We start from the raw sequence: 16,261 nt of genomic DNA, 5'->3' as shown, positions 1-16,261 counted from the left end.
GCGGGGGGGCGGGGGGGCGCCGCGCCGCCGCGCCGGCGCCGGGGGGGGGCGCGGGGGGGGGGGCCCCCCCCCCCCCCCCCCCGGGCCCCCCCCCCCCCCCCCCCCCGACAGGCTCTGGGGCGGCCCGGTGCGGGAACCATGTACGTGTCGGCCGTGTGGCCGCTGTCTTCATGGGCTGCCACCGGCCCGCCCGCGTCACAGCCCCGGCGCCCCCCACACCGGGAACCACCGGGCCAGATCCTTCTCCATCCGTAGATCGTCCCCGAGTACCGCCCTGACCTGCAACTCCAGCTGGTTGTCCCGCTTCTCGCCGCCGCCGGGCAGCGGGGCGAAAGGGTAGAACGTGCCGCGCTTGTAGAGGTAGACCAGGGCCAGCGGACGGTTCCGCTCGTCCCGGAACCCGACCAGCGAGCAGAGCAGCTGCGGCCCGAAACCGCCGTCCTGGAGCAGGGTGTTGACCGCGTGCAGATCGTTGACCAGGGAGGCCGTGTCCTCGGTCGGCCGACGGGTGAGCAGCCAGGTGTAGCCGTACGTGTCCTGGCTGAACTCCACCGGGATGCCGCCCCGGCCGGTGTCGGCGTCCAGCAGTTCGCGTACGTCCTGCTGGATGCGGGCGAAGGTGCCGCCCTCGACGCCCGCGAAGCAGACCGAGCCGAGGCCGGTGGGGGTGAAACCGGCGCCCGCTTCGAGAGTGAGGGCGGCGGAGGGCACGGCGAAGAGCTGGTCGAGGTCGGGGCGGACCGGTTTGCTGCGGCCCAGGATGGTGTCGAGGAGGCCCATGGACGTTCCTTACGGACGGGCGAGATCGGCGGAGATGCGGGCCAGCTGGTCGAGGCGCTGTTCGAGGGTCGGGTGGGAGGAGAGCAGCCGGCTGAGACTCTCCTTGGAGGAGAACGCCGGGGCGAAGTAGAAGGCGTTGTACGGCTCCGCCTTGCGCAGGTCCTCGGTCGGGATGCGGGACATCTGACCGGTCACCTTCGTGAGCGCGGAGGCGAGCGCCGAGGGGCGGCCCGTGAGCAGGGCGGCGGCACGGTCGGCGGAGAGCTCGCGGTAGCGCGAGAGCAGCCGGGTGAGCAGGAAGCTGAGGCAGTACACGACCGCGCTGGCCAGGGGGATCAGCATGATCGCGATGCCTACGGGGTCATTGCTCCTGCTGCCGCGGGAGAGGCCGCCCCACAGGGCGACGCGCGTGATCACGCCGGCGAGCACACCGAGGAACGAGGCGATCGTCATGACGGCCACGTCGCGGTGCGCGACATGCGACATCTCGTGCGCGAGCACGCCTTCCAGCTCCTCCGGTTCCAGCCTGCGGAGCAGACCGGTGGTGGCGCAGACGAGGGCGGTCTTCTCGCCCCGGCCCGTGGCGAAGGCGTTCGGCACGTCGCTCTGGGCGATCGCCACCCGGGGCTTGGGCATGTCGGCCAGTGCGCAGATCCGGTCGACCGTGCCGTGCAGTTCCGGCGCCTCCTCGGGGGTCACCTCCCGGGCGCCCATGCTGAAGGCCGCGATGCGGTCGCTGAACCAGAACTGCGCGATGAACATGCCGCCGACGAGGATCAGAATGATCGGCCAGGCGCCGCGCAGTACGGCGAGCAGCACGCCGACCAGGACCACGTACAGCAGACCGATCAGGAACATGGTGGTCACCATGCGCGTGGTCAGACCGCGGTCCGCGGCGTAGCGGGAAGGGGTTCGGCTCATCGGTGCCTCCAGCCCTCAACAGGACCTGTCTCTCCACCTCTCTCCCATAGTGCCCCTTCACCGTTGAAACCGAATAAGGCGTGTTGAAACCGAATAGGACCCGATGGAACAGCTGATATCGGGCTCCTGCGCCCGCTGACCCTCCTGCGGCCGCCGGAACGGCTCCCGCGTCCTGCGGCCGGAGCAGTTCTCGTGCTCTACGGCCAGAGCAGCTCCCGCGTCCAGTCCGCGCCGTCCCGGCGGTAGCGCAGCCGTACGTGCCTGCGCCCCGCGTCGCCCTGGAAGAACTCGACCTCCGACGGCTCGACCACGTACCGCGTCCAGCTCGCGACCTCCGCGTCCGGCTCGGCCCGCGCCCGTTCCCAGGCGGCGTCGGCGGTCCGGGCCAGTTCCTCCCGCGAGCCGAGGACCTCGCTCTGCGAACCGGTCAGCGCCGATGCCAGCGCTCCGGTCGAACGGGCGTGCAGATCGGCCAGGCTCTCCGCCCGGCTCGTCTCGGTGACCGGCCCCCGCACCCGTACCTGCCGGCCCTGCACCGGCCAGTAGAAGCCGAGGGCGGCGTGCGGGCGGGCGGCGAGCTGGCGGCCCTTCGCGCTGGTGCGGTGCGTGGCGAAGTGCCAGCCGCGCTCGTCCGCGTCGTGCAGCATCAGCGTCCGCACATCGGGCCGGCCCTCGGCGTCGACGGTGGCCAGCGACATCGTGTGCGGCTCGGCCTGCCCGGCGGCCACGGCCTCGGCGAACCAGGTGTGGAAGAGGGGAAGCGGGGTGGAGGGGGCGGTGGCCGGGTCGAACGCGGGAAGGTCCACGTCCCAGACGCGCTGGGCGTGGAGCAGGTCCAGGAAGCTCTGCCGCGCACCGGTATCCGCTGCGTCGGGCCCCGGTACTCCGGTCCTCTGTGCATCGTTCATGGACCCATTGCAGCGCATGGGCCCGCGCTCGGGCCCTCACCCCTCCCGTCCGGGCCCTCATCCCCGTCCGCGCCTTCACCCCCGTCCGGGCCCTGATCCCTCCCGTCCGAGCCCTCACCCCCGTCCGGGCCTCATCCCTCCCGTCCGAGCTCTCACCCCCGCCCCAGCACCACCGTCCCCGACGAGCAGAACCAGCCGCCCGTCCCCGATGCCACCGCGAGCTCCGGCAGCCGGCCGCCGGGCCTGCGCACCTGGCGCCCGCCCGCCTCGCCGCGCAGCTGCCGTACCGCCTCCACCAGCAGGAACAGCCCGCGCATCCCGGGGTGGCAGGCGGACAGGCCCCCGCCGTCCGTGTTGACCGGCAGCTCGCCCGTCAGGCCGGTCCGGCCCTTCTCCACGAACGCACCGCCCTCGCCCTTCGCGCAGAATCCGAGGTCCTCCAGCGTCACCAGCGTCATGTAGGTGAAGGCGTCGTAGATCTCGGCGAGGTCGATGTCCGCCGGACGCACCCCGGCCCGTTCGAACGCCAGCCGGCCGGAGACCGCCGCGGGGGAGACCGTGAAGTCGTCCCACTCGGACATCGTGGAGTGCGAGACGTGCTCACCGGCACCGAGGATCCACACCGGCTCCTTCGCCGTGTCCGGCACGTACTCCTCGGCGGCCAGCAGCACCGCGCAGCCGCCGTCGCTGCGGATGCAGCAGTGCAGCTTGGTGAACGGGTCCGCGATCATCGGCCCCGACAGCACGTCGTCCACGGTGATCGGGTCACGGAACATGGCGTCCGGGTTGGCCGCCGCGTTCGCCCGCGCCTGGACCGCCACCTCGGCGAGCTGCTCCAGGGTCGTCCCGTACTCGTGCATATGGCGGCGGGCGGCCATCGCGTACTTGGCGATCAGCGAGTGGCCGTACGGCACCTCGAACTGGAGCGGCCCGCGCGCCCCGAAGGAGAGGTTGGACGTCCGGCGGCCCGCCCTGATGTCCGCCCGGGCCGTCGACCCGTACACCAGCAGTACGGCATTGGCGTGACCCGCCGCGACGGCGTCCGCCGCATGGGCCGCCATCACCTCCCAGGTCGAGCCGCCGACCGCGGTGGAATCGACCCAGGTGGGCTTCAGCCCCAGATATTCGGCGACCTCGACCGGGGCGAGCGTGCCGAGCCCGGCGGAGGCGAAGCCGTCGATGACGGACCGGTCCAGGCCCGAATCGGCCAGTGCCCGGCGGGCGGCCTGTGCGTGCAGGGCGTACGGCGTGGCCTCGTCGACGCGTCCGCAGTCGGCGAGGGATATGCCGACGACAGCGACCTTGCGGTGGGAAGAAGGCATGAATCTGACGGTACATCAGATGTGTGTGGAGTGGACCACCCGGTGCGCCGCGCTCGGGGCCCGGGACCTTCGGGTGGATCGACGGGTGGCTGCCCGGGTGCGCGGCTCTGGGCATCTCGAAGATTCACCCCTAGCATGACGGGCCGTCAGATCAGAGGCCGAAGGTCCCTGAGGAGAAGGAGCCCGACGATGGATGCCGCCTTCACTGCGGAACAGGACGAGATCCGCCGCACCGTGCGCGAACTGCTCGCCAAACGCAGCGGCCCCGACGACGTCCGGAGCGCCGTACGGACCGCCGACGGGTACGACGCGGCCCTGTGGCGGCAGCTCGCCCAGGACCTCGGACTGCCCGGGCTCGCACTCCCGGAGGAGTACGGAGGTGTCGGCTGCGGCCTCGCCGAGCTCGCCGTCGCCTGCGAGGAGACCGGCCGCGCCCTGCTGCCGTCGCCCCTGATCGCCACCGCCGCGCTCGCCGCGCCCCTGATCGCCGCACTCGGCACCGAGGCCCAGCGCACCGCCCTGCTGCCGCGCCTCGCCACCGGCGGGCTGACCGCGACGCTGGCCGTCCCCGGCGGCTCGCTCACCACCGCGCTCGGCCTCACCGGTGACCCCACCGGCGGCGCCTGGGCGGGTGGCGGACGGGCGGGCGGTGTCCAGGCGAGGCCGGTCGGCGGCGGGGCGGGCTGGCGGCTGTACGGGGAGGCCGCCCAGGTCCTCGACGGGCACAGCGCGGGGCTTCTCCTGGTCGCGGCCCACACCGGCGGCTTCCCGCGCAGCCGTACGCTCCTCTTCCTGGTCCGCCCGGACACGGCGGCGGATCTCGTCCGCGCCCGCCGGACCTCGCTGGACGAGACCCGCCCGCTGGCCCGCGTGGAACTCCGTGACACCGAGGCCGAGCTCCTCGGCGCGGACGACACCGCGGACGTGACCGGCGCCCTCGCCTCGGCCGGACGCGGGGCCGCCGTCCTGCTCGCGGCGGAGGCGGTGGGGGCGGCGGCGAGCGCTCTGGAGCGGACCGTCGAGTACGTCAAGGCGCGCGAACAGTTCGGCCGGGCGATCGGCTCCTTCCAGGCCGTGAAGCACCGCCTCGCGGATCTGTACGTACGGGTGCAGGCGGCCCGCTCCGCGACGTACTACGCGGCCTGGGACCCGGCCACCGCCGGGGGCCTCGCCCTCGCCCAGGCCCTGGAGGCGCTGCGGATCACCGCCGCGGAGGCCGTCCAGCTGCACGGCGGCATCGGCTTCACCTGGGAACACGAGGCGCATCTGTACTTCAAGCGGGCCGCCGCCGACGAGCTGCTCTTCGGCCCCGTCCACCGGCTCCGCGACCACGCGGCGCAACGGGCCGGGCTCTTCGCCGCCCCGGGACCTGCCGCCCCGGGACCTGCCGGGCGGGTGGCGGTCTGATGGCGCCCGGCGTCCGGCTGATCCAGAAAGTCTCCTCGACCCGCACGTTCGCGAGGATCGCCCCGCATGTCGTGCCCGCCATGGACCGTACGGTGCACCGGCTCACACGGGGCAAGGTGCTGCTCAGCGCCCGGATGCTGCCCGGGCTGATCCTGACGGTGCCGGGTGCGAGGAGCGGTCGGCCCAGGACCACTCCGCTGGCCTGCATGCCGGAGAGCGGGGCGGAGAGCGGGGCGGGAGGAGGAAGGGGGAACGGGACGGAGCGGAGCTGGATCCTGGTGGGCAGCAACTTCGGCCGGACGGGGCACCCGGCCTGGACCGCGAATCTGCTGGCCGGTCCGGACAAGGCCGTCGTCAACTGGCAGGGCCGGGACATTCCGGTGCGCGCCACGCTGCTGACGGGCGCGGAGCGGGAGGCGGTGTGGCGGACGGCGCTGAAGTTCTGGCCGCCCTACGCGGCGTACCAGGCGCGGGTCGAGCGGGAGATCCGGCTCTTCAGGCTGGAGCGGCGGGACGACGTCACGGGCTGATGGGCCGGACGCCGGGCGGGAACGGCACGTGGAGTCGGTGCGGGCGCGCGGGTGGTGCGGCAGGCGGTGTGGGCGCGCGGGTGGTGCGGGTGGCGCGGGCCGACGGTGCGGGCGCGCGGTGCGCGCGAACCGGTGCACGGTGCGCGGTGCGCGGTGCGCGAAAACCGTGGCCGGGGGCGGCCGTTGGGGTGACCCCCGGAACGGTTCGGGTGCGCCGACGGCGGACCACATGCGTGGTCCGCCGTCGGCGAGACAGGACCTGGGGCGCCCGGAATGGCCGCGCGGTGCCCAGTGCGGGGAAGGGGCCCGGTGCGGCCTTACTTCGTCGGCTTCTTGCCGGTGATGCCCAGATGCACCAACAGTGCGAGGTTCGGCCTGAGTTCGGCCTGCTTGACGCCCCAGGTCGTAAAGCCCTTCTGGTGCGAGGCGACCGCGGCCAGCATCGCGACCAGCGAACCCGCCATCGCGGCGGCACTCACGTCCTTGTCGACCTTGCCCTTGGCCTGGAGCTCCTTCACCGATTCCGTAAGGGAGTTGGTGACCGAGTTCAGGATTTTCATGCGGATCTTGTAGAACCGTTTGTCGCCCTCGGCCGCCCCGAGGTCGACCACGCGCAGGATCGCGTCGTGATGTCGCCAGAAGTCGAGGAATCCCTCGACGAGTTCTTCGGCGGTCTGCCAGCCGGCCTTGCCGACCCAGGAGCGGCCTGCGACCAGTTCGGTCAACCCGGCCCCCTCCTTGGCCATTTCTTCGGCGATTTCGAGGACGGCGCCTTCGACGTCGGGGAAGTATTGGTAGAAGGTCGCGGGTGAAGTCCCCGCCTTCCGGGCGACGTCGATGACCTTGACGTCCCGGTACGGCGAGGAACTGAGCATCTCGCTGAGGCAATCGAGCAGCTTCTGCCGCGTCGCCTGTCCGCGTCGACCGGCCACGCGGCCGTCGACGGTGCGTACTTGTCCTGTCATGCCGTCAGCTTACCGAGGGGGGGTCGGAGCGCGATTCGGCCGACTGCAAATGGGGAGCGCCGCAGGCGGGGCGGGGGAGTGGCCGGATATCGACGTACGCGATCCACAGGGCGATAAGTCTTATCAACAGCCTGTGGATAACTTCGGTGGATAACTTTCCGTGATGCCGTGAGCAGGGAACTTCTCTGTCGAAAGTTAGTTCGGTGCGGAAGATTCGGGGCGCGGTGCACGCCACTGCCGGTTACGTTTGCTGTGACGAGCGTCACCGCCACGCGCGATGAACCACCGCGTACGACCGCGACGGAAGGACCCGGGCCCATGGCCGCATTCGCGCAATCCGCGCCGTGCTGGGTGGATGTGCAGCTTCCCGACCTCGAAGCGGGCAAGCGTTTCTACGGTGAGCTGTTCGGCTGGACCTTCCGGGCCGGCGACGGCCCGTACGCGGACGCCTTCAGTGACGGGAAGCTCGTCGCCGCACTCGCGGCCAAGCAGGACGGCCGGATGCCCACGGCCTGGGGCGTCTACTTCGCCACCGACGACATCGTCGCGTCCGTCGCCCGTATCAGGGCGGCGGGCGGCCAGGTGATCACCGACCCGGTCCGGGCCGGCCGGGCCGGAGTGCTCGCCCAGGCGGCCGACCCCGGGGGAGCGGTCTTCGGGCTCTGGCAGGCCGGTGACCGCGAGGGCTTCCAGAAGCAGAACGAACCGGGTTCCTTCTGCTGGACCGAGGTCTACACCCGGGAGAAGGACCGCGTCGATGCTTTCTACGAGGAGGTATTCGGCTTCCAGGGCACCGATCTGAGCACCTCGGGCACCTCGGGCACCTCGAATACCTCCGGCGCTTCCGAAGCCGGCGCTTCCGAAGCCGGTGCGGCCGAATCAGGTGCGGCCGAGTCCGGTGCCGACTTCCGCATGTGGTCCCCGGCGGGCACTGAACCGGGACCGGACACCGCGATCGGCGGGCGCAGCGTCATCACCGACGCCTTCCCGGCCGAGATGCCGAGCTACTTCCTGAGTTACTTCGCGGTCGAGGACTGCAACGCCACCGCCGGGCACGCCGTACGCCTCGGCGGCCGCATCTCCGCGCCGCCCTTCGACATCCCGTACGGGCGGACGGCGGTCCTCCAGGACGATCAGGGAGCCGTGTTCGCCGTACTTCAGCCCCCTCTGTCCGGGAAGGGGACAGAGTGAGCTATGACACCCCGGTCCGCCCCCGGGTTCGCAACCGGGGCCTCAGCCAGGAACAATCGGGGTGCGCACCGCCGGGTGGTGCCAGTGCCCAGTGGTGAGACGCCGTACAGGGCGGGTTTTCGCGGGCTTCTGTTCCTGAGGCCCGTACGGGGAGGTGGCAGGGCAAGTGGTGGAGCAGCTGACGCAGCACGACCCGAGACGGATCGGCCCGTTCGAGGTGCTGGGACGGCTCGGGGCCGGTGGCATGGGGCTGGTCTATCTCGCCCGCTCGGCTTCGGGCCGACGGGTGGCGATCAAGACGGTCCGTACGGAGCTCGCCGAGGACCAGCTGTTCCGGGTCCGCTTCACGCGTGAGGTGGAGGCCGCCCGGGCCGTCAGCGGCTTCTACACGGCCGCGGTGGTGGACGCCGACCCCCGGGCCGCCGTGCCGTGGCTGGCCACCGCCTATGTGCCCGCCCCCTCGCTCGAAGAGATAGTGAATGAGTGCGGGCCCATGCCGGTCCAGGCGGTGCGCTGGCTGGCCGCCGGTATCGCCGAGGCGCTCCAGTCGATCCACGGCGCGGGCCTCGTCCACCGCGACATGAAGCCGTCGAATGTGCTCGTCGTCGAGGACGGCCCGCGGGTGATCGACTTCGGGATCGCGTCCGGGGTCTCCAACACCCGGCTGACCATGACGAACGTCGCCGTCGGCACGCCCGCCTACATGTCGCCCGAGCAGGCGCGGGACTCGCGCAGCGTCACCGGTGCCAGCGATGTCTTCTCGCTCGGCTCGACACTGGTCTTCGCCGCCACCGGGCACGCGCCCTTCCACGGCGTCAACCCCGTCGAGACGGTCTTCATGCTGCTGCGTGAGGGGCCCGACCTGGAGGGCCTGCCCGACGAGCTGCGGCCGCTGATCGAGTCCTGCATGCAGACGGACGCCGGGCTGCGGCCCACCCCCGCCGATCTGCAGGCCCAGCTCGCCCCGCACCTCTTCGCCTCCGGCGGCGACGACAGCGGCACGGCCTCGGCCTGGCTGCCGACCTCGGCGACCGCGATGATCGAGCAGCGCCGCGGCGGAGGCCGCAGGGCCGCGGCGCCCGCACCCGCACCCGCCCCTGCACCCGCGCCCGCGCTCGCACCCGCACCGGTCCCGGTGCCGCCACCGCCCCAGCAGCCGCCCGGAACCGGCCGGGACACCGCCTGGCGCAGCGACGCGGCCCCGCGCCCGCCGCTCGCCGCGCCGGCGCACCTGCCCGACGGGGGCGGCCCGGTGCGGCTGCCCGGGGCGAAGGTGCCGATCGGTCCCGGCCCGCGCGCCCACGACGTCCGGGCCACCGCCACGGCCACCGCGGACGCCGGCCACGCGACCGGCTGGGTGCGCCCGCCCGTCGGGGTGAACGGCGCGGCCCCCGCCGCCCCGCCCGCCGCCCCGCCCGCCCCGCTGCCTGGCCCCGTGCACACCCCCGAGGCCGCACCTCCGGCCCCCGACCGTTGGCGGCCCTGGCGGTTCCGGATGTCCAACGACGTCTGGGGGACGCCCGTCGTCGCCGGGAACCTCCTCTACGTCACGTCGTTCGAGGTCCATGCCCTGGACGTGGGCAATGGACGGCGCCAGTTCAAGACCCGGGACGTGGCCTGGGTGATGGCCGTCGAGGACGGTCGCATCCACGCCTCCGACGGGCCGTCGCTGTACGCCCTGGACGCGGCGGCCGGCGCCGAGCGGTGGCGGCTGCAGACCGACGCCTGGGTGTACTCCCTCAAGGCCGACCGCGGCACCGTCGTCACCGGAACCCGGGGCGGCGGCGTCCAGGCATGGGAGGCGTCCACGGGCGAGAAGCTGTGGGAGAGCGGCGGCGTACAGACCGACTTCGAGACGCCGGAGGACGGGCCCGTCCTCCACGACGGCACCGTCTACCTCTGGCAGGACGCCCGGCTGCGTGCCGTCGACGCCCGCACCGGCGTCGAGCGCTGGTCGTACCCCATCGGCGACGCGGCCTCCTGCGGCGGTGTGCCGGTCCGGGTGACCTCGGCGGCGGACGGTTGCGTGTACGTCAGCGCGGGAGCCCGGGTCCTGGCCGTCGACAACGCCTCCGGCCATGTCCGCTGGCACTTCGAGTCGCCCGCGGTCTTCCTCTCCCCGCCCGCATTCGTGCCGGGGCCCGCCGTCGCCGGCGGCGGCGTGTACCTGGCCGACTACCTCGGCACGGTGTACGCGATCGACGCCGCGACCGGCAAGGACCGCTGGCGCATCGCCACGGAGGCCCGGCAGTCGATCGAACCGGTCCTGGTGGCGGCCGGGAACGTCCATGTCGGCAGCGGCAGCGCGCTGTACACGCTCGACGCGGTCACCGGCACCCCGAAGTGGCGGTTCGCGGCGGGTGGCGAGGTGGTGGGAAGCCCGGTGGTCGCCGACGGCCGGGTCCATTTCGGCTCCGCCGACCACGTCCTCTACACCCTGGACGCGATGGGTGGCCAACTCCGCTGGAAGCTGGCGACGGGCGGCGAGATCACGGGCTCGCCGGTGGCCCGGGGCGGTGTCGTGTACGCGTGCAGCAAGGACCGTTGCGTGTACGCGCTGGACGCGCTGAAGGGAACGGGCACGGGCAACCGCCCCCGGACGTAGTGCCTCGCCCCGTCGGGCCCGTCCGGCGTCCGAGGACGGGCCCCTCGACGCACGGGGGCCTCGGCGGCGCGGGGCCTCAGTGGTGCGGGGGCCGCTCCGGGCCGGGGCCCTCGTCCGGTACGGCGGGGTGCGGGGTCGTGTCCCGGTCCTCCGGCCGGCTTTCCGGCCCCCGCTCCGGAGGCGGTCCCGCGTACGGGTCCGGCTCGGGCTCCGGCAACGGACTCGTCTGCACGGAAGGCCCCGGTTCCTGCGTCGGCGGCCACCTGTCCGGGTTCTCCGAACCGGGCGCGGCGTACGGCTCGTCATGGTGCCCGCGGGCAGGTTGCCCACCACCGTGCCGCCCCGGCATCACCACTGCGCCCAGCAGCATCAGCACCGCGCCGCCCGCCGCGTACACCACCCCCCACTGCAGCCCGGAACCGTCGCCCGCGACCGTCAGACTGCCCGTGGCCTCCCCCTGGCGCACCATCCACAGCACGGTGAACCCGAGCGTCACGACACCTGCGGCCGCCACCAGCAGCCGCGACCGCAGCGCCACGCCGACCACCGTCAGCAGAGCGGCGAAGAGGAAGGCGAGCAGCACCGAACCCAGCGGGCCGGAACCCAGCGGTCCGGAACCCAGCGGGCCGGGCCGGGCGCCGGTGAGACCGGTGAACAGTTCATCGATCCGGTACTGACGCCCGAAACGGCCGCCGTACCAGTGAAGGAAGGGGCTCCGCACGGCCGCCGCCGCTCCGGCGACAGCGAGGCCCGAGCCGAGGACGTCACGGATCATCACATCGGCCTCCTGCGGGTGCGCGGACCTGCATCACGGATCAATACCGCTCCCGTCACCGACGCTACGCCGGGCCTCCGGCCGCCGCATCCCTGCGCTACGGTGTCGCGCGGTCGTTCGACAACAGCAGAGACGGACAAGAAAACAAGGGGGGCTGCATCGATGATGCGGCAGCACATAAAGCTTTCCGCGGTACTGATCGTGGTGGTACTCGCACTCACCGGCTTCTCGACCTCCAGCCACGGCGGCCGGAGCGGCAAGAGCAGGGGGTCGAGCAGCAGCAGTGGTGGCGGCTGCTCCAACTCCGAGAAGAGCAACGGCAGCTACCACGGCAGTAACAACTACAACAACAACAACGACAACGACTACGGCTCGTCGAGCGGCTCCTCCGGCAGCACCGGCTACGAGACGCCGACCCCGAGCGCCGACGCCTCGGACGCGCCCCAGGCGTATGTCTTCCGCTGCGCCCAGCCCCGCAAGGGCAAGCGCAAGGCCGTCACCACCTCCACCGTCAGGCTCACGGCGAACGCCGCCGGATCGCACACCTACGAGGTCGATGTGGCCTTCCTCGACGCGCGGGGCACCACCGTCGACACCGGCGAGGCGAACGTGGCTGTCACGGGTGGCGAGACGAAGACCGTCTCCGTGCGGATGGACAGCCCGCGCAAGGTCTCCCGGGTGAAGGAGTGCCGGGTCGAGGCCGAGCTCAGCGACTGAGCTTGGCCACCGACGTCAGCGCGTCCGGAACGCGCCCACGCCCCGCCCCCGGAAGAGCTCGGCCTGCCGCTCCGGCGGCAGGTTCCCGAGTGCGATCAGGTGCGGGGCGTGGGCCATGGCCTGCGCCCTGGCCGCCTCCTTCGCGGACCACACCGCCCGTACCGTCCCCTGCACACCCCCCGTCGGGTACGAGGCGATCACCGCCGCCGCCCGCAGCGCCGCCTCCACCGCGCCGCCGGGCGCGGTCACCTCACTGACCAGCCCGGTCTCGTACGCCCGCCGGGCCGTGACCCGTTCGGCCGTGCCCATCAGGGACATCCGGGCCACCTCCCCGAACGGCATCCGCTGCGCCATGGAAATCGCCTCGTACGCGCTGACCATGCCGTACGTCGTGTGCGGGTCGAAGAACGTCGCCTCCTCGGACGCGATGACGAACTCCGCCTCGCCCAGCAGATAGAACGCCCCGCCGCAGGCCATCCCCTCCACGGCCGCGATCACCGGCTTCCACAGGTCGTTCGCCTTCGGCCCGATCGCGATCAGTGGATCGTCGATCGTGTACGGGGACGAGGGCTGCGGCACCGCCACGTCCCGGTCGATCCCCGTACAGAAGGCCCGGCCGCCCGTTCCGGTGACGACGACGGCCCGCACCCCGTCGTCGAAGCGGAACGCCCGCCAGGCGGCGGCCAGTTCGGCGGCCGTCGCCAGGTCGATCGCATTGAGCCGCTCGGGCCGGTCGAGGGTGACGAGCGCGACCCCGGTCTCCTTATCCGTCTCCGTCCGCAGCGTCATCGCCGGTCACCTCTCCAGCAGCCAGCGCACCAGTGTCGCGCCGGAACCGGCCGGGCAGAACACCGCCCGCACCGGCGCCCCGATCCGCAGCCGTCCCGGATCGACCGAGTCCAGCGGCGCCTGTGGACCGCTCACCACATTCCCCACCAGCCGGATCCCGGGGGCGTCGGCCAGCTCGACCACGACGGCGTTGTACGGGGCCTGCGCCGCGTACGCGGGCAGCAGCGGCGGATGCGGCAGCACGTACGACCAGATGCGGCCACGCCCGCTCATCGGCCGCCACTCGCTCGCGAAGGACTGACAGTGCGGGCAGCACGGCCGGGGCGGGAAGCGGAGCCGTCCGCACTCCGCGGCGGCGCACGCCTGGACGCGGAGTTCGCCGCGGGCCGCGTACTCCCAGAAGGGGGCGCCGTCCTCGTCCACGACGGGCATCAGCAGGGCAGCATCCATGTCGGCTCCTCAACTCCTCAGCAGTACGGCGGAGGTGGGCACGCCCTCACCGGCGGTGACCAGGCATGTCGCGGCGTCCGGGACCTGGGCGGTGGAGACGCCGCGCAGCTGCTTCACGCCCTCGTTGATGAGGTTGAAGCCATGCACATACGCCTCGCTGAGTCCGCCGCCCCCGGTGTTGACGGGCAGCCGCCCACCGCTCTCCAGCGCGCCGCCCTCGGTGAACGCGGCCCCCTCGCCGCGCCCGCAGAAGCCGTAGCCCTCCAGGGAGAGCGGAACGAGCGGGGTGAACGCGTCGTAGATCTGGGCGACGTCCACGTCGTCGGGGCCGAAGTCGGCCTGCTTCCAGAGCTGCCGGGCGGCCGTCCAGGCGGGTCCGGCGAGCGGGTCGTCGTTCCAGTAGTTGACCATGCCGTGGTGCTGGGCGGGCAGCCCCTGGGCGACGGAGTGGATGTAGACCGGCTTCTGCCGGCAGTCGCGGGCCCGCTCGGCGGAGACGATGACGCAGGCCAGCGCGCCGTCCGTCTCCAGGCAGTTGTCGAAGAGGCAGAGCGGCTCACTGATCCAGCGGGAGGTCATATACATGTCGCGGGTCAGCGGCCGTTCGTACATCACCGCGTCCGGGTTCTGGTTGGCGCGGTTGCGGCAGGCGAGGGCGACGTTGAAGAGATGGTCGCGGGTCGCCCCGTACTCGTGCATGTACCGCCGCGCCAGCATGCCGATCTCGTCGGCCGGCCGCAGCAGTCCGTACGGGCGGGTCCACTGGGCGGGGGTGGGCAGTTGCACGGCGGTGTTCTTCCAGGGCCGGGGCCCCGACCCCCGCTTCCGCGACCGCCAGGCGACCCCGACGCCGGCCTGTCCGGTCGCCACCGCGGCGGCGAGATGCGCGAGCGTCGCGCACGAGCCGCCGCCCCCGAACCCCACCTTGCTGAAGAAGGTGACATCGCCCGCCCCGATGGCCTTGGCGATCTCGACCTCGTCGGTCTCCTCCATCGTGTACGAGGCGAAGGCGTCCACCTCCGAGGCGGCGATGCCCGCGTCGTCGAGCGCCGCGACGATGGCCCGGCAGGCCAAGGTCTTCTCGGATTCGGGGAGTTGTTTCGCGAAGCGCGTCTGCCCTATGCCGGCTATCGCTGTCACGTCCTTGAGCGCCGCCACCGCCACCTCCGAGACCGTCATGACTGCTGACAGCGGCTGAGGCTACAGCTAATCTGACGGATAGTCAGCTACTGCGTCAGAGAGGGCGACCGATGCGCGGCGACGAGGAGTGGGGCAGCATCCCGGAGCTGATCCGGGCGGCGGCGCGGCGGTACGGGGACCGGGAGGCGGTCGTCGAGGGCCGGACCCGGATCTCGTACACCGAACTCGGCGACCGCGTCGAACGGGCCGCCGCCGCCTGCCTGGCCTCGGGCGTCGAGCCGGGGGACCGGGTCGCGGTCTGGGCCCCGAACACCCTGGACTGGATCGTCTCCGCACTGGGTGCCGTCACGGCCGGTGCGGTCCTCGTCCCCCTCAACACCCGCTTCAAGGGCACGGAAGCGGCGTACGTCCTGCAACGCAGCCGGGCGAAACTCCTCTTCATCACGGGTACCTTCCTCGGCACGTCGTACGTGGCGTCCCTGCGCCGGGCCGACGTACGGCTCCCGCACCTGGAACGGGTGGTGGTGCTGGCGGACAGCGCCCCCGACGACTACGTGACCTGGAAGGACTTCCTGGCGGCGGGGGAGGGGGTGTCCGGCGCGGCGGTCCGGTCCCGGGCCGACGCCATCGCCCCCACCGACCCCTCCGACATCATCTACACCTCGGGCACCACCGGCCGGCCCAAGGGGGCCGTCATCACCCACGCCCAGACCCTGCGCTGCTACGCGATCTGGAGCGAGCTGGCGGATCTGCGCGAGGGCGACCGCTATCTGATCGTGAACCCCTTCTTCCACACCTTCGGCTACAAGGCGGGCATCATCGCGTGCCTGATGCGGGGCGCCACGATGGTTCCGCAGCCGGTGTTCAACGTGGACACGGTCCTGGCGAACATCGCCGCCGAACGCATCTCGGTCCTGCCGGGCCCGCCCACCCTCCACCAGTCCCTCCTGGACCACCCGGCCCGGGACGCCCACGACCTCTCCGCCCTCCGTCTGGTCGTGACGGGCGCGGCGGTGGTCCCACTGCGCCTGGTGGAACGCCTGCGCACCGAGCTCTCCATAGCGACGGTCCTCACCGCGTACGGCCTCTCCGAGGCGAGCGGCATCGTCACCATGTGCCGGCGCGGCGACCCGGCCGCGACGATCGCCTCGACATCGGGCCGGGCGATCCCCGGGACGGAGATCCGCGTCCTGGCCGACCCCGGCACCCCGGGCGAGGTCCTGGTCCGCGGCTTCCACGTGATGCGGGGCTACTTCGAGGACCCGGAGACCACGGCCGCGACGATCAGCTCCGACGGCTGGCTGCACACGGGTGACGTGGGCGTCCTCGACGAGAACGGCAACCTCCGGATCACCGACCGGATCAAGGACATGTTCATCGTCGGCGGCTTCAACGCCTACCCCGCCGAGATCGAGCAGCTCCTCGGCCTGCACCCGGACGTCGCCGACGTGGCGGTGATCGGTGTCCCGGACCCCCGCCTGGGCGAGGTCGGCAAGGCGTACGTGGTCCGCAGGCCCGGCGCGACGGCGACGGCCGACGACCTGATCGCCTGGTCGAGGCGGGAAATGGCGAACTACAAGGTCCCGCGGGCGGTGGAGTTCCTGCCCGTGCTGCCGCGCAACGCGAGCGGCAAGGTACTGAAGGGGGAGCTGCGGGGGCGGGAGTCCTGACGGGCCGGGCCGCCCCGGGGCTCCGCGGACATGCGGCGGCCGCGACGGCTCCCCCTCCGCGCCGCCGCGGCCGCTCCCCCCGCCCAGTGAG

15 protein-coding genes are annotated in these 16,261 nt (G+C 72.5%); 6 read left to right on the top strand and 9 right to left on the bottom strand.

Features of this window, described 5'->3' with window-relative positions; translation table 11 throughout:
• Positions 1-195: 195 nt before the first annotated feature.
• From ACF08M_RS09820 to ACF08M_RS09805, 4 genes are all read right to left on the bottom strand, one after another.
• Entirely contained in the window at positions 196-780 is a 585-nt protein-coding gene (locus ACF08M_RS09820; protein WP_392184692.1) for a hypothetical protein, read from the bottom strand.
• Positions 781-789: 9 nt separating this feature from the next.
• Positions 790-1,701, bottom strand: coding sequence for a zinc metalloprotease HtpX (gene htpX / locus ACF08M_RS09815; protein WP_392184691.1), 912 nt, complete (start codon positions 1,699-1,701; stop codon positions 790-792).
• Positions 1,702-1,898: 197 nt separating this feature from the next.
• On the bottom strand, positions 1,899-2,609 hold the full coding sequence (locus ACF08M_RS09810) for a pyridoxal 5'-phosphate synthase (protein ID WP_392184690.1): 711 nt from the start codon (positions 2,607-2,609) through the stop codon (positions 1,899-1,901).
• Between the two features lie 152 nt (positions 2,610-2,761).
• Positions 2,762-3,931 (bottom strand): acetyl-CoA acetyltransferase, encoded by a 1,170-nt coding sequence (locus tag ACF08M_RS09805; protein ID WP_392184689.1) that lies wholly within the window; start codon positions 3,929-3,931, stop codon positions 2,762-2,764.
• Positions 3,932-4,120: 189 nt separating this feature from the next.
• Here ACF08M_RS09805 and ACF08M_RS09800 point away from each other — a divergent pair, with 189 nt between their 5' ends.
• Together ACF08M_RS09800 and ACF08M_RS09795 are read left to right on the top strand one after the other, a co-directional pair.
• Positions 4,121-5,338 carry an acyl-CoA dehydrogenase family protein gene (locus tag ACF08M_RS09800; protein WP_392184688.1) on the top strand — a complete coding sequence of 406 codons (1,218 nt, stop codon included), beginning with the start codon at positions 4,121-4,123 and terminating at the stop codon, positions 5,336-5,338.
• Positions 5,338-5,868, top strand: coding sequence for a nitroreductase/quinone reductase family protein (locus ACF08M_RS09795; protein ID WP_392184687.1), 531 nt, complete (start codon positions 5,338-5,340; stop codon positions 5,866-5,868). The genes ACF08M_RS09800 and ACF08M_RS09795 overlap by 1 nt, the downstream gene beginning before the upstream one ends.
• Before the next feature lie 317 nt (positions 5,869-6,185).
• Here ACF08M_RS09795 and ACF08M_RS09790 read toward each other — a convergent pair whose 3' ends face one another.
• Positions 6,186-6,833, bottom strand: coding sequence for a TetR family transcriptional regulator (locus tag ACF08M_RS09790; protein WP_392184686.1), 648 nt, complete (start codon positions 6,831-6,833; stop codon positions 6,186-6,188).
• Between the two features lie 318 nt (positions 6,834-7,151).
• Here ACF08M_RS09790 and ACF08M_RS09785 point away from each other — a divergent pair, with 318 nt between their 5' ends.
• Both ACF08M_RS09785 and ACF08M_RS09780 read left to right on the top strand, forming a co-directional pair.
• The gene (locus tag ACF08M_RS09785) at positions 7,152-8,024 is read left to right on the top strand and encodes a VOC family protein (protein WP_392184685.1); all 873 of its coding nucleotides are present in this window, start codon (positions 7,152-7,154) and stop codon (positions 8,022-8,024) included.
• A 169-nt stretch (positions 8,025-8,193) separates the two neighbouring features.
• Positions 8,194-10,629, top strand: a complete 2,436-nt coding sequence (locus ACF08M_RS09780; protein WP_392184812.1) for a serine/threonine-protein kinase — start codon at positions 8,194-8,196, stop codon at positions 10,627-10,629.
• Positions 10,630-10,705: 76 nt separating this feature from the next.
• On the opposite strand, the gene ACF08M_RS09775 is transcribed toward ACF08M_RS09780, so the two are convergent.
• Positions 10,706-11,404 carry a hypothetical protein gene (locus ACF08M_RS09775; protein ID WP_392184684.1) on the bottom strand — a complete coding sequence of 233 codons (699 nt, stop codon included), beginning with the start codon at positions 11,402-11,404 and terminating at the stop codon, positions 10,706-10,708.
• Between the two features lie 162 nt (positions 11,405-11,566).
• On the opposite strand from ACF08M_RS09775, the gene ACF08M_RS09770 reads away from it, so the two are divergent.
• Positions 11,567-12,121, top strand: coding sequence for a hypothetical protein (locus ACF08M_RS09770; RefSeq protein ID WP_392184683.1), 555 nt, complete (start codon positions 11,567-11,569; stop codon positions 12,119-12,121).
• A gap of 15 nt (positions 12,122-12,136) precedes the next feature.
• Here ACF08M_RS09770 and ACF08M_RS09765 read toward each other — a convergent pair whose 3' ends face one another.
• Genes ACF08M_RS09765 through ACF08M_RS09755 form a run of 3 tightly spaced genes read right to left on the bottom strand, consistent with a single transcriptional unit; the run spans position 12,137 to position 14,518 of the window.
• Positions 12,137-12,910, bottom strand: a complete 774-nt coding sequence (locus ACF08M_RS09765) for an enoyl-CoA hydratase/isomerase family protein (protein WP_392184682.1) — start codon at positions 12,908-12,910, stop codon at positions 12,137-12,139.
• 6 nt (positions 12,911-12,916) lie between these two features.
• Positions 12,917-13,360 carry a Zn-ribbon domain-containing OB-fold protein gene (locus tag ACF08M_RS09760; RefSeq protein ID WP_392184681.1) on the bottom strand — a complete coding sequence of 148 codons (444 nt, stop codon included), beginning with the start codon at positions 13,358-13,360 and terminating at the stop codon, positions 12,917-12,919.
• Between the two features lie 9 nt (positions 13,361-13,369).
• The gene (locus tag ACF08M_RS09755) at positions 13,370-14,518 is read right to left on the bottom strand and encodes a lipid-transfer protein (RefSeq protein ID WP_392184811.1); all 1,149 of its coding nucleotides are present in this window, start codon (positions 14,516-14,518) and stop codon (positions 13,370-13,372) included.
• 92 nt (positions 14,519-14,610) lie between these two features.
• On the opposite strand from ACF08M_RS09755, the gene ACF08M_RS09750 reads away from it, so the two are divergent.
• Positions 14,611-16,170 (top strand): FadD3 family acyl-CoA ligase, encoded by a 1,560-nt coding sequence (locus tag ACF08M_RS09750; RefSeq protein ID WP_392184680.1) that lies wholly within the window; start codon positions 14,611-14,613, stop codon positions 16,168-16,170.
• Positions 16,171-16,261 lie beyond the last annotated feature (91 nt).

The organism is Streptomyces sp. NPDC015032, assembly GCF_043080425.1.
Classification (GTDB): domain Bacteria; phylum Actinomycetota; class Actinomycetes; order Streptomycetales; family Streptomycetaceae; genus Streptomyces.
This window is presented reverse-complemented; position numbering and strand designations above follow the sequence as displayed.